The organism is Aromatoleum tolulyticum (assembly GCF_900156155.1).
Lineage (GTDB): Bacteria > Pseudomonadota > Gammaproteobacteria > Burkholderiales > Rhodocyclaceae > Aromatoleum > Aromatoleum tolulyticum.
Map to the genome: position 1 here is coordinate 135638 of NZ_FTMD01000012.1, position 14990 is coordinate 150627.

Consider the following 14990-nt stretch of genomic DNA (forward strand, 5'->3'; position numbering starts at 1 on the left):
CCGGCTTCTGTCTCCCCGCGCCCGTCGAGGCGTGCGCCGGGCCCGGGAGCCCGGCCCGGGGAGGGCTCCGCTTCGCGGCGGTTGGCCACGACAATAAGAATGAGCGCATCATGATTCGCAAGTGGCTTGCCCGGATGCACGTCCGCCTGCTGCTGCTGGTTCTCGTCGCGGTCCTGCCGTCCCTCGCGATCATCGTCAGTACGGGGGTCGATCAGCGGCGGGAGGCCATGGCCGCTTCGGAGCGGCTCGCGCTGTCCACGGCGCGCCAGCTGGCCGCGCGGCAGCGGGACATGCTCAAGCATGCTCACGAGGCCTTGCAGGGGCTCGCCGACGCGCCGGAGATCCGGCGACTGCACTCCACGCGCGATTGCGGCCGCTGGCTGGCACAGGTGGCGACGCTGGGCGAACTCTATTCCGATCTCTTCGTCGCCGGCCGCGACGGCAGGATGCTGTGCAGCGCGAAATCCTACCGTGGCGAGATCTACGTGTCCGATCGCGCCTATTTCCGCCGCGCCGTCGAGCGCCGCGACTTTGCGATCGGCGATTTCATCGTCGGCCGCATCACCGGCAAGCCTGTCGTCGTGTTCGCCCATCCGGTGTTCGACGAGCGCGACGACATCACCGCAATCGTCGGGCTCGCGGCGGAGCCCATGGCATTTGAAGCGCTGTTGCGCGAGTTGTCGCTGCCCGACGGGTCGGTGGTGACGATCCTCGACAGCCGGGGCGCGATCCTCGCCCGCCTGCCCGATCCGGAAGGGCTGGCGGGGCGCACGATTCCGGAGCTGGAGGAGTTCAAGGCGGCGATCGTCGATGCCCGCGAAGTGGTGATCGAATCGGTGTGGCTCGATCAGGTTTCGCGCGTATCGGCGATCGTGCCGGTGCTCAGCATGTACGGGGATCTGTACGTGCGCGTGGGCATTCCGGCGGCCACGGCGCAGACCGCCGCCGCGACGGTGGTGCGGCACAACGTCCTGCTGCTGGTCGGGATGGCGGCGTTGATGACGATTCTCGGCTGGGCGGCGGCGCAGCATCTGGTGTTGCGGCGGGTGCGCGACCTCGCGGAAACGGCTCGGCGGCTCGGCGCCGGGGATTTGCACGCCCGCTGCACCCTGCCGCCCGAGGGCGGGGAACTCGGGGATTTCGCGCGGACGCTGGACGACATGGCGGAGCGCATCGAGCGGGCGATGACGCGACTGCAGACGGCTGCGGAGGAGGTGCGCCTGCGCGACCGTGCCATCGACGCCAGCCGCAACGGCGTGATGATCTACCGCTATGGCCGCGCGGCCGGCATCGTCAGTGCGAATCCCGCGCTGCTCGCATTGCTGGCGATCACGCCGGGGGAGCTCCTCGCGGCCGACCTGCCCGGCCTCGGGCGGCGGGGTTTCGATGCGGGCGGCTGGGAGCTGCTGGCGGGGCTGCTCGCGGCGCAGCGCGAAGGCGAGGTCGCGCTGCGCCTGACGCGTGCGGCGGGGGAGGTGGTCTGGCTCGATGCCGGCGTGAGCCTGGTTGCAGGCGGAGGGCAGGACGCCGACCACGCGGTGGTCGAATTCCGCGATGTCACGGAGCGGCATCGCCACGAGGAGCAGCTCGCCCACCAGGCGAACCACGATACGCTGACCGGCCTGCCCAACCGCAACCTGCTGGCCGACCGGCTGCAGCAGGTGCTCTCGCGTCCGGCGCGCGACGATCGCTGCTTCGTCCTGTGGTTGGACCTGGACCGCTTCAAGGTCGTGCATGACAGTTTCGGTCGCGGGGCCGCCGATGCGACGATCGCGGACATCGCCCGCCGCCTCGCCGCTGCCGCGGAAGCTTGCAGCACCGTTGCGCGGGTGGCGAGCGATGAGTTCGTGCTGATCGCCGATCAGCTGCCGGGCCAGCAGGCCGTGGTGTCGCTGGCCAACCGCCTGCTCGAAGCGGTGCGGCAGCCGATCGCGGTCGGCGGCGAGGAGCTGCGCCTGACCGCCAGCATCGGTGTGGCCGAGAGCGGGGGCGCCGGGCAGGACGCCGACGCGCTGCTGCGCAACGCCGGCGTGGCGATGTACCGTGCCAAGGAGACCGGGCGCGACACCTTCTGCTTCTACGATGCGAACATGAACGCCCGTGCGGCCCCGCGCCTGCGTCTCGAACTCGAGTTGCGGCGTGCCGTCGAGCGGCAGGAGCTGTATCTGGTGTACCAGCCCAAGGCCGATCTGCTCACCGGCGAGGTGAGCGGCTGCGAAGCCTTGTGCCGCTGGCGCCATGCGGAACTGGGCATGGTCCCGCCGGGCGAGTTCATCCCCGTTGCCGAGGAAAGCGGGCTGATCCTGCCGATCGGGCGCTGGGTGCTGGAATCCGCTTGTGCGCAGATGCGCGAGTGGCTCGATGCCGGCGTTGCCTGCCCGCATGTGGCGGTGAATGTGTCGCCGCTGCAGTTCCTGCGCGACGATCTGGTCGCGGACGTGTCGGCCCTGCTGTCGCGCTACCGCCTCGATGCCGGCGCGCTGATGCTGGAGATCACCGAAAGCACCCTGATGCGCGATCCGGAACGGGCGATCGCGATGATGCGGCGACTGAAGGCCATTGGCGTCAGGCTGGCGATCGACGACTTCGGCACCGGCTATTCCTCGCTCGGCACGCTCAAGCGCTTCCCGATCGATTACCTGAAGATCGATCGCGCCTTCGTCACCGACCTGACGACCAACGCGAGCGATGCGGCGATCGCGGTGTCCGTCATCTCGCTGGCCCACAGCCTCAACCTGCGCGTGACCGCCGAGGGGGTCGAGACCGAGGGGCAGTTGCTGTTCCTGCGCGGGCGCGGCTGTGACGAGATGCAGGGTTACCATTTCTCGCCGCCGATCATGCCCGCGGCGTTCGCGGACCTGCTTGCCGGCGGGCGGGGGTTGGCGCTGCCGGTGCAGAAGGACCTTCCCGCACGCACCCTGCTGTTGGTCGATGACGAACCGTCGATCCAGTCGGCATTGCGTCGCATCCTGCGGCGGGAGGGCTATACGCTGCTGTTCGCCGGCAGTGCCGTGGAGGCGCTGGAGCTGCTGTCGCGGCATTCGGTCGGCGTGGTGATCTCGGATCTGCGCATGCCGGGGATGGATGGCGTCCAGTTTCTCGACCAGGTGCGGTCCCTGCATCCGCAGGCGGTGCGCATGATCCTGTCGGGCTACGCCGACGTCGGCATGATCACCGGCGCGATCAACCGCGGCGCGGTCTTCCGCTTCCTGCACAAACCGTGGGACGACCGCGAGCTGCTGGAGGCGGTGCGCGACGCGTTCGAGCGTTTTGAACTGCAGATGATCGCGGTCGCAGCATGAAGCCATGCCTCCCGGAAATCTCCGTCGGCTGCTGTAACCTGCTGTTACAATGCGTTTGTCCTGAACTGCGGGAAGTTCATCGGAATGAGCGGACATGATGTTGCAAACATCGGGGAGTCCGTGACGGGCGAGGGGGCGGCGTCATCGGGGGGGGCGGCAGGCGATCCGTGCCAGCGCATCCTCGATGCGATCGGTCTGCGCCGGCGCGCGGGCGACGAGGCGAAGCTGTGCGGCTGGCTGCGGCCGCGGCTGCGCGAGCTGGGCCTGCCCTCCGCCGATGCCTATGCGGATCTGCTCGCGGCGGGCGGCGATCCGGGCCGCCGCGAGCGCGAACTGCTGATGGAGCACTTCTCCACCGGCGAAACCTACTTTTTCCGCGACCAGGGCCTGTTCGGGCTGCTCGCGGCCCGCATCCTGCCCGAGATCGTCGCGCGCCGTTCGGCGCAGCGGTCGTTGCGGCTCTGGAGTGCGGGCTGCGCGAGCGGGGAGGAGGCCTATACCCTGGCGATGCTGATCGACGAGATGTCGCCGGCGCTCGCCGGCTGGGACGTGCGGATCCTCGGAACCGACATCAATGGCGATGCGATCGCCCGTGCCGGCGGCGGCACGTATGGCCAATGGTCCTTCCGCGTGCTGGATGAGGCGCGCACGGCGCGCTATTTCCGCAAATGCGGCCGCGAATGGCAGATCGAAGAGCGTTTGCGGGCGATGGTCGACTTCGAGCGGCGCGACCTGCTGCTGGACGAAGCCGGCGGCGGAGGCGCCGACGCCGGCGGGTTCGACCTGATCCTGTGCCGCAACGTGTTCATCTATCTGACGCCCCCGGCAGTGACGCACATTGCCGGAAAACTGGTCGCGGCCTTGTCGGACGGCGGTTACTTCGTTCCGGGGCACGGCGAGCTGCTGGGCTGCGTCCCGTCCGGGCTGGAGGCCCTGACCTGGCCCGACGCGACGCTGTACCGCAGGCCGGCAACTGCGTCTGCCGTGCGCCCGGCGCCGGCCGTTCCGGCCTGCGCACCCTCCGCGCCCTCCGTTCCGTCACGGACGGCACCGGCGGCACCGGCGGCAACCCCCGCGGCCGGCCAGCCCCCGCGGCAGCGCGGCTCCGCGCCCAGGCCCGATGCGGGGCCGGAGGCCGCGCCGGACGAGGTGCTCGCCCGGGCCTGGCGCGACGCCGACCGCGGTGCGGCGCAGGCGGCGCGGGCCGCATGCGAGCGGGTGATTGCCGTGTCTCCCCTCGATCCGCGCCCGTATTTCCTGCTCGCACAACTGGCCGAGGAACGCGGCGCGATCGACGAGGCGCGGACACTGCTGCGCAAGGTGCTTTATCTCGATCCGGGTTTCGTCGTCGCACACCTGGAGCTGGCCGATCTGTGCGTACGCACGGGCGATGCACGGCGCGCCCGGCAGATGCGTGCGCAGGCGCTGCGCGAGCTGGAAAAGATGCCGTCGGAGACGCCGCTACCCGTGCCGCCGCATACCACGGCGGGCACGCTGTTGCGGAGCCTCAGGGCAGGGGAGGCCGCGGCCCGCGGCGCAGCGGAGGGCGGCTCGCATGGCTGATCTGCACCTCCTGTTCCGGCACCGCGGCGTGCGCTATGCGCTGGATGCCGCGCTGGTGCAGGAGGTCGTCTGGCTGCCCGAGCTGTCGCCGGTGGCCGAGGCATTGCCGTGCGTGATCGGTGCGTTCAACCTGCGCGGGCACGTGATTTCCGTGATCGACCTGGCGCCGTGTTTCGGCCGGGAGCGGTCGGAGCTGGGAATCGGCGATGCGGTGATCGTCCTGACCGTCGATGGCGAACGCTTCGGCATTCTCGCCGGCGAGGTGCTCGATGCGGCGACGATCGCGTCCGCCGACATCGAGGACGTGCGCGATCATCACCGCCTGTTGGGCAACGCGGCGTCGCTGGTGTCCGGTGTCGCGATGAGCGGTGCGGAGCTCGCAATGGTGCTCGACGCCCGCGCGCTGCTCGCCGCGGCCGGCGCGGCGGCCGGCGCGGCAGCGCCGGGCTCGCCGCCCGCCGGCGCCGCATCGGGCGGCACGGCGTGCCCGGATGGCGTGGCCGAGACCTTCCGCGCGCGTGCCGGCAGGATGGCCCGTCCGCAGGAAGCGCCCGCCGCGGCGGGCAGTGCGTCGTTCGCGCTGGTCGGCCTCGATGGAGGGCTCTTCGGCATTCCGGCGCGGGTGGTGCACGAGTTCGTGCACCTGAGCGGCGTCCGGCCGGTGCCGTGTTGTCCGGCGCACATCCTCGGCAGCATGAACCTGCGCTGCGACATCCTGACCGTGGTCGACCTGCGGCCGGTACTCGGCCTGCCGGCGAGGCTGCCGCTCGCCGAGGTCGTCGTCGTGCAGGCAGGCGATCTGACGGTCGGGTTGGCGGTCAGCGAGGTGCATGACGTCGTCGCGACCGGTGCGGGCGATTCCGCCGTGCCCGCGCCCGGCGACAACGACCTGCCGTTTTGCCGCGGCCCCATGCGGGCGGACGAACGGATTTTCAGCATCATCGACATCGAGGCCATGCTTGCGTCGCGCGTGCTGCACGTCGCCGCCGAGCCTGACCGGGACAGACCGGAGCCCCGCAATGCGGCTCCAGACGCAGGGGAACAACCATGATCGGAACACTGAATCTGCGGCAACGCATCCTGGCGGGCTATGTGGTGCCGCTGCTCCTGATGGTCGGTGTCGCGTTTGCCGTGTATTTGCAGACGCAACGCCTGCAGGCGCTGTCTGCGGACGCCGTCGCGGCAGGCCGTGCCGTCGCGCTCGGGAAGGAGGCCCACGTGGGGCTGGCGCAGTACCAGCGCGACATGCGCGGCTACCTGATCGCCCATGACCGCAATGCGCTGGAGACCGCGGCGCAGAGCATGGCGCGCGCGACCGAGAACCTCGACGCGCTGGCGAAGCTCCTGACGAGCGCCGAGCAGCGCGAGGTCCTGGCCCGCCTGTTGAAGACCATCGATGAGATCGCCGGCGTCACCGGCAAGTACCGCGAACTGGTCGATGCCGGCAGCGCCGCGAAGGCGCTGCAGTTCTTCCGCCAGTCGAATCTCACCGAACTCAGTGTCCGCGTCGATGCCCTGATCGACCAGATCGAGGCGCACGAGCTCGAAATACTGGCGCAGCGGGACGCCGAGCAGACGGAGGCCTCGGCCACCCTGGTGTCGGTGACGCTGGGCGCGACGGTGGCCGCGATCCTGCTGGCGATCGGCATCGGCCGTGCGCTGGCGGTGCGCAGCACGCGCACGATCAGCGAATCGGTGGCGCACGTGAGCACGGCGTCGACCGAGATGGCGGCGACGGTGGACGAGCATGAACGCACGGTCACGCAACAAGTGGCGGCGGTCAGCGAGGTGTCGGCGACGGTGGAGGAGCTGGGGATGTCGGCCCGCCAGTCGGCGAGCCAGGCCGAATCGTCCGCTGCGGCCGCGCTGCAGGCGCTCGAACTCGCCCGCCACGGCACCCGCGCGGCGGACGAGGCCGCGCAGAGCACGGCGGGGATGAAGGAGAAGATCGACTCGCTGGCCCATCGCATTCTCAGCCTGTCGGAACAGGCGGGGCAGATCGGCGGCATCGCCAAGCTGGTCGGCGAACTCGCGAGCGAGACGAACATGCTGGCGCTCAACGCGGCCGTGGAAGCGGCGCGCGCCGGCGAGCAGGGCAAGGGTTTTGCCGTGGTCGCCAGCGAGATCCGCAAGCTCGCGGTGCAGAGCAAGAAATCCGCCGAGCGCGCCGACGCACTGGTCACCGAGATCCAGAATGCGACCAACAGTGCGGTGATGGTCACCGAAGACGGCTCGCGCAGCGCCGACGAGGTGATGGCGACGGCCAGCCGCGTGGCCGAGGCCTTCGATGCGATCGCCGGTGCGGCCAACAACGTTTCGGAAAACGCGCAGCAGGTGATGCTCAACAGCAAGCAGCAGGCGGCGGCGCTGAGCCAGGTGACCGACGCGATGCTGAGTCTCGCCGCGGGCTCACGCCAGATGGCGGCGGGTACCGAGCAGACGAAGGCGGGTATCGAGAACCTGAAGCAGGTCGCGCACGGGCTGAAGGCGATGGTGTGACGGTGGCGACGACGCGGAGCGCTGCGGCATGATTGCAGACGAACGCCTGCAGGATCTGTTCAGGCAGGAGAGCAGCGACTACCTGCAGCGGCTCGACGACGGCCTGCTGCGGCTGGAGCGCAACGCCGGCGAGGACGCGGCCGTCGAGGCGCTGTTCCGCGATGCCCACAGCCTGAAGGGCGCCGCGCACATGCTCGGTCTGCACGCGGTCGAACTGCTCGCGCACAGTCTCGAGGACATGCTCAACGCGGCGCGCCGTGATGTCGAGGCGCGCGGCCCCGAACACGTCCAGGAAATGCTGCGGCAGCTGGGCGACATCCGCGTGGCAGTGGGCGATGCGCTGGTCGCCTCGGCGGGTACGGGCCTGGGCACCGCGCCGGGGGTGCCGGCACCGGTGTCGCCCCGCCCGCCCGCCCGATCGCCCGCGCTCGATGCGGTGCGGGTCGACGCCCGCCGACTCGATGCCCTGCTGAACGCATCCGGCGAGCTGGCGACCGGGTGCGCGCGCATGGTCCGCAGGCTCGCGGACGTCGACGCGATCGTCGAGCGGTGCGAGGAGTTGCGGCGGGCGGTTGCGCACGGGTCGGGTTCCGCCGTGCCGGGCGCGCTCGCGCTGCTCGAGCGGCTGGCGCCGGTCGAGGCGATGCTGGCGCGCCTGCGCGCCGCAATGGACGACGACCATGCGCAGCTGCAGCGCGTCAGCGGCGAGCTCGGCGAAGGCATCCGCGCGATCCGCCTGCTGCCGCTGGCGAACATCTTCCGCCAGTTTCCGCGCATGGTGCAGGAACTCGCGCGTACCCAGGGCAAGCCGGTCGAGCTGGTGATCGAAGGGGAGGACGTCGCCGCCGACCGCCGTATCCTCGAGGAAATCCGCGATCCGCTGATGCACCTGCTGCGCAATGCGATCGACCACGGCATCGAGCCGGCGGAAGAGCGCGCGCGTGCGGGAAAGCCGGCGGTCGGCCGCATCGGCCTGCGGGCACGGCGGACCGAAAGCGCCATCGAGATCGTTGTGGACGACGACGGACGCGGCCTCGACGAGGCGGCGATCCGGCAGGCGGCACTCGAGTGCGGGCTGGAAAGCGCTGCCGCCCTCGCCGCGATGACGCCGGCGCAGCAGCGTGCGCTGGTGCTGCGTGCGGGCCTGACGACCACGCGGCAGGTGACCGACGTCTCGGGGCGCGGCATCGGGCTGGATGTCGTGCGCGAGGCGGTCGAACGCATGAAGGGCTCGCTCGCGCTCGATTCCGCGCCGGGGCGCGGCCTGGCGCTCACGCTGCGCCTGCCGGTGACGCTGGTCACGGCACGCATCCTGATCGTCGAGGCCGACCGCTGCCCCTACGGCCTGCCGGTCGAGCACGTGCGGGGATCGCGCCGGCTCGCGGCCGACGACATCCTGCTGCTCGACGGGCGCGACGCCATCCTGTTCGACGACCGGCCGGTGCCGCTGGTGGCGCTCGCCGATCTGCTGGAACGGCCCGCGGCGCCGGCCGCGGCGGACGAGGGCGCGAGCGGCCGCATGGCCGTGATCCTGGAGGTGGCGGCCGGGTGTTTCGCGGTATCGGTCGAAGCGCTGGTCGACGAGCAGGAAGTCGTGCTCAAGGCCCCCGGCAGCCTGCTCGAGCGGGTACGCAACGTTGCCGGCGCAACGGTCCTCGACAGCGGGGAAATCTGCTTCGTGCTCGATCCGCCGGATCTGTTCGCGGCGATCCGGCGACGGTCCGCGGGCACGGCCATGCCCGCTCCGGCCGCGCAACGGCGGAACCGGGTGCTGCTGGCCGAGGACAGCATCACCACGCGCACGCAGGAAAGCCGCATCCTCGAAGCTGCGGGCTACGAGGTCGTCACCGCGGTCGATGGCCTCGATGCGCTGCGCAAGCTCGCGCGCGGCGAATTCGATGCGGTGGTCACCGACGTCAACATGCCCAACGTCGACGGCCTTGAACTCGCCCGGCGCATCCGCTGCGAAGTCCGCCACGCCCACCTGCCCGTCATCCTCGTCACCTCGCTCGCGTCGGATGAGGATCGCATGCGGGGGCTGGAGGCCGGCGCGAACGCCTACATCACGAAGCCCGGTTTCGACCAGAGGGAGCTCATCGAATGCCTCGCGCGCCTGATCTGAGCTCCACACGGAAGTCCCGGCCATGAAAGGCGCGTCGCCGCGGCGGCCGATCCGCGTGCTCCTGGTCGACGATTCGCCGCTCGCGCTCGAGATCGTCCGGCGCATGCTCGAACACGAGCCGGCGATCAGCGTGTGCGGCACCGCCGGTGACGGCGCCGAGGCGCTGGCGCTGATTCCGCGGCTCACGCCCGACGTCGTGTGCACCGACCTGCACATGCCGGGGATGAGCGGGCTCGAATTCATCCGCGAAGTGATGGCGCTCCATCCCGTGCCCATCCTCGTGCTCAGCATCGCTGTCCAGCGCGAGCACACGGACACGATCTTCGAGATGCTCGAAGCCGGCGCGGTGGACATCGTCGCAAAGCCGCGCGGCGGCCTGTGCGAAGCGTCCGCCGGCCTGGCCGGCGAGCTCGTGAGCAAGATCAAGGTGGTGGCGGGTGTGGTCGCCCTGCGCCGCCGTCGCCGCCCCGCGGCCGAGCCCGTCGCGCTGCCGCAGCTTGTCGGGGGGCGCTCCGGACTGCGGCCGCGCATCGTCGGCATCGCCGCCTCGACCGGCGGCCCGCAGGCGATCGAAACCGTCCTGCGCCACCTGCCGCGCAATTTTCCGCTGCCCGTGCTGTGCATCCAGCACATCGCCGAGGGTTTCATGGAAGGGCTGGTCCAGTGGCTGGCGCGCTCGACGCCGATTCCGGTGTGCATCGCGCAGGACGGCCATCTGCCCTTGCCGGGGACGGCGTATTTTGCGCCCGACGGCATGCACCTGGAACTCGACGCGCACGGCCGCCTGCGCTGCTCGCCGGAACTGCGCGGCCAGCTGCATCGCCCGTCGGCGGACCTCGCGCTCGCGTCGCTCGCGCGCATGCATGGACGCGACGCCGTCGGTGTGGTGCTGACGGGCATGGGGCGCGACGGTGCGGCCGGGCTCGCGGAGATCGCTGCCGCGGGCGGCGCGACGATCGCCCAGGACGAGGAGACGAGCGTGGTCTTCGGCATGCCCGGCGCGGCGATCGCGAACGGTGCCGCCAGGCTCGTGCTGCCGCTCGGGCAGGTCGCACCGGCACTGGTAAGGCTGGCGAACGGCGAATCGCCGTCGTCGCCGGCGGCAAGCGGAGGAGGGCCCGCACGATGATACGCAACGCTCCCGTAGCGCCCGGCCCGGTACTGATCGTCGAGGACAGCCCGGTGCAGGCCGAGATGCTGCGGCGCATCGTCGAAGGGGCCGGCTACGAGGTGCTGCTGGCCGGTGACGGTGCGGCGGCGCTGGCGCTGGCTCGCCTGCGCCGCCCCGTGGCGGTCGTGAGCGACGTCAACATGCCGGTGATGGACGGTTACGAGCTGTGCCGGCGCCTGCACGCCGAGGCGGGCCTCGCCGATGTCCCGGTGATCCTGCTGACTTCGCTGGCCGACACCGGCGATGTCATCCGCGGCCTGAACGCGGGCGCCGACTGCTATGTCACCAAGCCCTTCGACGAAGCCCTGCTGCTCGCGAGCCTGCGGTCGCAGATCGAAGCGCCGCAGGCCGTGCCCGGCGACGGCGGGCACGGCCCGATGCAGCTGCGCATCGGCGACGACGTGCACCCGGTGACGCCGCGCGATGCACGCCAGCTGGTCGGCCTGCTCGTGTCGACGTACGAAAGCGCGGTGTACCAGAACCGCCTGCTGCGCAACATGCAGGACCGGCTGCTCGCGGCGAACCGCGAGCTGGAGGACTCGAACCGCACCCTCGAAGCGGCCTATGCCGAACTGCGCGAGACGCAATCGCGCCTCGTGCAGGCGGCGAAGATGGCGTCGCTCGGCGAACTGGTGGCCGGGGTGGCGCACGAGATCAACAACCCGCTGGCCTTCGTGCTGAATCACCACGCGACGGTGTCGCGGGCACTCGTCCAGGTCGAGGAGGAGGCGCGGCCGCATCTGACGCCCGAGCGCGCGCGCCTGCTGGACAAGGCGGGCGAGCGTCTCGCCGACATGGCGGGGGGGCTCGAGCGCATCCGCGACCTGGTGGTCAAGCTGCGCACTTTCTCGCGGCTGGACGCGGGCGAGATCCGCACGATCGACGTCGAGGAGGCGATCGAGTCGGTGCTGACGCTGCTGCAGCACCGGCTGCGGGACCGCATCCGCGTGACGCGGCGCTTCGGGGCGCAGTGCAGCCTGGACTGCTATCCGGGACCGTTCAACCAGGTCGTGATGAACCTGCTCGCCAATGCGGTCGATGCGATCGACGCCGCCGCGCGCGACGGGGAAATCACCATCACCACCATGCAGGACCAAGCGATGATGCGCATCGAGATCGCCGACAATGGCAAGGGCATGCCGGACGCGGTTCGCGAACGGATCTTCGAGCCCTTCTTCACGACCAAGGCGGTCGGCGAAGGCACCGGGCTGGGGCTGTCGATCTCCTTCGGCATCGTCCGTCAGCACGGCGGAACGCTCGAGGCGTTCAGCGAGGAAGGCGTCGGCACGCGCATGGTCGTCCGTCTGCCGCTGCGGCAGACGGTGCCCACCGCGGCGACGAACACGGGAGCGCAAACATGACCGATACGACACCCCCTGGAGGCCGGCGCACGACGACGCCGGAGGCGTCCTTCGCGCACGTCAGCGAGCGCCCGGTGGTGCTGGCCGTGGACGACGAGCCGCAGATCCTGGCGGCGATCGTCGATACGCTCGAGGACGACTGCATCGTCCACACCGTGTCCTCGGCCGAAGCGGCGATGGCCCTCATTCCCGCGCTGCCGGACCTGTCGGTGTTGCTGTCGGACCAGCGCATGCCGGGCATGTGCGGTGACGAGCTGCTCGCGCGCGCGCGGGAGATGTCGCGCGCCGCGGCCGTCATGGTCACCGGCTATGCCGATCTGGATGCGGTGGTGCGGGCGGTGAACCAGGGGCGCATCTTCGGCTACATCACCAAGCCGTGGAACCAGGACCAGTTGCGCCTGATGGTGCAGTCGGCGCATGCGCATTACCGCCTGCAGCGCGAGCTGCTCGCCGAGCAGCGCCTGCTGCGCGAGTTCATGGACAACACCACCGATCTGGTCTCCTATCAGGACGGCAGGCAGCGCTTCATCCGCGCCAACCGCCGGTATGCGCAGCTGCTCGGCTGCGATGCGCCGGAGGCGCTCACCGGCCGCACCGTCGCGGAGCTGCTTCCGGATGCGGAGCCGGGCGGGCTGTGGGATCCGGCCGAGCACGAGCGCGTGCTGTGCAGCGGCGAGCCCTCATCCGAACAATGCGTCCGCGTCCGCCTGCCCGGTACGGGCGAATGGCGCTGGTATTCGACGACGCGCGCGCCGATCCGCGACGAGCGCGACGAGGTGGTCGGCGTGGTCGGCATCTCGCGCGACGTCACCGACCGTCTCGGCGTGCTCGAGGCCCTGCGGCTGCGCGAAAGGGCGATCGAGGCGAGCGTGAACTCGGTCACCATCGTCGACTGCCAGCAGCCGGACCTCCCCATCGTGTATGTGAACCCCGCGTTCGAACGCATCACCGGCTATCGCGCGGAAGAAGCCGTGGGGCGCAATCCGCGCTTCCTGCACGGAAATGATCACGACCAGCCCGGCCTCCATGAGATCCGGGCGGCGATCCGCGAGCGGCGCCAGGGGCACGCGATCTTCCGCAACCACTGCAAGGACGGGCGGATCTATTGGGCGGATCTCCACATTGCGCCGGTGTGCGACGACACCGGCCGCTGCACCCACTTCGTCGGCATCCAGTATGACGTGACGGACCGCCTCCGCTACCAGGCGGAGCTGGAGCGACATGCCAATTTCGACACCGTCACGGGGGTCGCAAACCGCAACCTGCTCGACGACCGGCTTGCGCAGGCGCTGGCGAATGCCAATCGCCACCGGCGCTCGGTGGGCGTGCTGTCGATCGATATCGACCGCTTCGGCGGCATCGTCGGCTCGTTCGGCCATGTGGTGGGCGACGGCATCCTGCGGCATGTCGCCGCCCGCCTCACGGCATTGGTGCGCGAGGGCGACACCGTCGCGCGCGTCGGCATGGACGACTTTGTCGTGGTGCTGGGCGATCTGGCCAGCGTCGATGCGGCGGCGCTGATCGTGCGCAGGATTGTCGACGACATTGCCACGCCCTTCGCCGTCGAGGGCCATGAGCTCGCCGTGACGGCAAGCATGGGCGTGTGCATCTATCCGGGCGACGGCGACAGTCCGGAAGTCTTGCTGCAGCATGCCAACATCGCGCGGCTCGAGGCACGTGGCGCGGGCGGCAACCGGTACTGCTTCGATACCCCGGCCATGAATGCGGCCATGCTGCAGCGCCAGGCGCTCGAGCACGCGCTGCGCGGTGCGCTCGAGCGCGGCGAGTTCGTGCTGCACTACCAGCCGCGCGTGAGCCTGCACGATGGCGCCATCGTCGGCATGGAGGCGCTGCTGCGCTGGCAGCATCCGGAACTCGGACTGGTGCCGCCGATGGAGTTCATTCCGCTTGCCGAGGAGACCGGCCTGATCGTCCCCATCGGCGAATGGGTGCTGCGGGCCGCATGCCGCCAGATCCGGGGCTGGCTCGACGACGGGATCGCGGTCCCGCCGGTGGCGATCAACCTCTCGGCGCGTCAGTTCCATTCGGGCCACCTCGATCGCATGATCGCCGAGGCGCTGGCGGCGGAGGGGCTGGACGCGTCGCGGCTCGAACTCGAGATCACCGAGAGCACGGCGATGGTCGACGTCGACGACGCGGTGGCCACGATGCAGAAGCTGAAGGCGCTGGGCGTGTCGCTCGCGCTCGACGATTTCGGCACCGGCTATTCGAGTCTTGCCTGCCTCAAGCGCTTCCCCCTCGACTACCTGAAGATCGACCGCGCCTTCGTGAGCGACGTGACGACCGACCCCGGGGATGCCGCGATCTGCATCGCGACGATCCAGCTCGCGCACAGCCTGCGGCTCAAGGTGATCGCCGAGGGGGTCGAGGACGAATTCCAGATGGAATATCTGCGGCGGCGCGGGTGCGACGAGCTGCAGGGTTACTATTTCAGCCGGCCGGTGGCCGGCGAGGCGATCGCGGCCATGCTGCGCGGCGGGGTGCGCATGAACCGCGCGGCCGTGGCCGTGGGCACGCCGGAGCCGACCCTGCTGCTGGTCGACGACGAGCCGAATGTCCTGAATGCGCTCAAACGCCTGCTGCGCGGCGACGGCTACCGCATCCTGACCGCGGGATCGGCCCAGGAGGGGCTCGAGATCCTGGCCAGACACCCGGTGCACGTCCTGTTGTCCGACGAGCGCATGCCGGGCATGACCGGCAGCGAGTTTCTGATGCGCGTGAAGGACCTGCACCCCGGGACGGTGCGCATGGTGCTTTCGGGGTACGCCAACGTCGATGCGATAACGCGCGCGATCAACAACGGGGCGGTGAGCAAGTTCCTGCTCAAGCCGTGGGACGACGAGGAGCTGCGCAGCACGATCCGTGACGCGTTTGCGCGCGTATGCGCCGACGAGGCGCGAATATAATCCGTGAATGGACACGGATAAGGCACGCGCGGGAAGGCTGCGTGC

Annotated in this window: 8 protein-coding genes; all 8 read left to right on the forward strand. The window is 70.3% G+C overall.

The genetic code is table 11. The annotated features are described in order from the left end of the window. The first annotated feature begins 110 nt into the window (after positions 1-110). Complete coding sequence (locus tag BW991_RS17540; RefSeq protein ID WP_170879129.1) at positions 111-3302, forward strand: EAL domain-containing protein; 3192 nt, start codon at positions 111-113, stop codon at positions 3300-3302. Positions 3303-3386: 84 nt separating this feature from the next. Next, entirely contained in the window at positions 3387-4865 is a 1479-nt protein-coding gene (locus BW991_RS17545; RefSeq protein ID WP_076603401.1) for a CheR family methyltransferase, read from the forward strand. Then, positions 4858-5916: a chemotaxis protein CheW gene (locus tag BW991_RS17550; protein WP_076603402.1), complete on the forward strand. Its 1059-nt coding sequence runs from the start codon at positions 4858-4860 to the stop codon at positions 5914-5916. Before BW991_RS17545 ends, BW991_RS17550 begins: the two co-directional genes overlap by 8 nt. Beyond that, on the forward strand, positions 5913-7364 hold the full coding sequence (locus tag BW991_RS17555) for a methyl-accepting chemotaxis protein (RefSeq protein WP_076603403.1): 1452 nt from the start codon (positions 5913-5915) through the stop codon (positions 7362-7364). The genes BW991_RS17550 and BW991_RS17555 overlap by 4 nt, the downstream gene beginning before the upstream one ends. A gap of 28 nt (positions 7365-7392) precedes the next feature. Then, positions 7393-9486 carry a hybrid sensor histidine kinase/response regulator gene (locus tag BW991_RS17560; protein ID WP_076603404.1) on the forward strand — a complete coding sequence of 698 codons (2094 nt, stop codon included), beginning with the start codon at positions 7393-7395 and terminating at the stop codon, positions 9484-9486. A 22-nt stretch (positions 9487-9508) separates the two neighbouring features. Continuing rightward, positions 9509-10615, forward strand: coding sequence for a chemotaxis-specific protein-glutamate methyltransferase CheB (cheB, locus tag BW991_RS17565; RefSeq protein WP_076603405.1), 1107 nt, complete (start codon positions 9509-9511; stop codon positions 10613-10615). Beyond that, positions 10612-12018, forward strand: coding sequence for a hybrid sensor histidine kinase/response regulator (locus tag BW991_RS17570; RefSeq protein ID WP_076603406.1), 1407 nt, complete (start codon positions 10612-10614; stop codon positions 12016-12018). Before cheB ends, BW991_RS17570 begins: the two co-directional genes overlap by 4 nt. After that, positions 12015-14945, forward strand: coding sequence for an EAL domain-containing protein (locus tag BW991_RS17575; RefSeq protein WP_076603407.1), 2931 nt, complete (start codon positions 12015-12017; stop codon positions 14943-14945). Before BW991_RS17570 ends, BW991_RS17575 begins: the two co-directional genes overlap by 4 nt. Positions 14946-14990: the final 45 nt, after the last annotated feature.

Bases quoted from the DNA above. Each gene is read 5' to 3' on its own strand.
- BW991_RS17570 (WP_076603406.1), top strand. From the start codon at position 10,612: ATGATACGCAACGCTCCCGTAGCGCCCGGCCCGGTACTGATCGTCGAG.
- BW991_RS17545 (WP_076603401.1), top strand. From the start codon at position 3,387: ATGAGCGGACATGATGTTGCAAACATCGGGGAGTCCGTGACGGGCGAG.
- BW991_RS17555 (WP_076603403.1), top strand. From the start codon at position 5,913: ATGATCGGAACACTGAATCTGCGGCAACGCATCCTGGCGGGCTATGTG.
- BW991_RS17560 (WP_076603404.1), top strand. From the start codon at position 7,393: ATGATTGCAGACGAACGCCTGCAGGATCTGTTCAGGCAGGAGAGCAGC.
- cheB (WP_076603405.1), top strand. From the start codon at position 9,509: ATGAAAGGCGCGTCGCCGCGGCGGCCGATCCGCGTGCTCCTGGTCGAC.
- BW991_RS17575 (WP_076603407.1), top strand. From the start codon at position 12,015: ATGACCGATACGACACCCCCTGGAGGCCGGCGCACGACGACGCCGGAG.
- BW991_RS17550 (WP_076603402.1), top strand. From the start codon at position 4,858: ATGGCTGATCTGCACCTCCTGTTCCGGCACCGCGGCGTGCGCTATGCG.
- BW991_RS17540 (WP_170879129.1), top strand. From the start codon at position 111: ATGATTCGCAAGTGGCTTGCCCGGATGCACGTCCGCCTGCTGCTGCTG.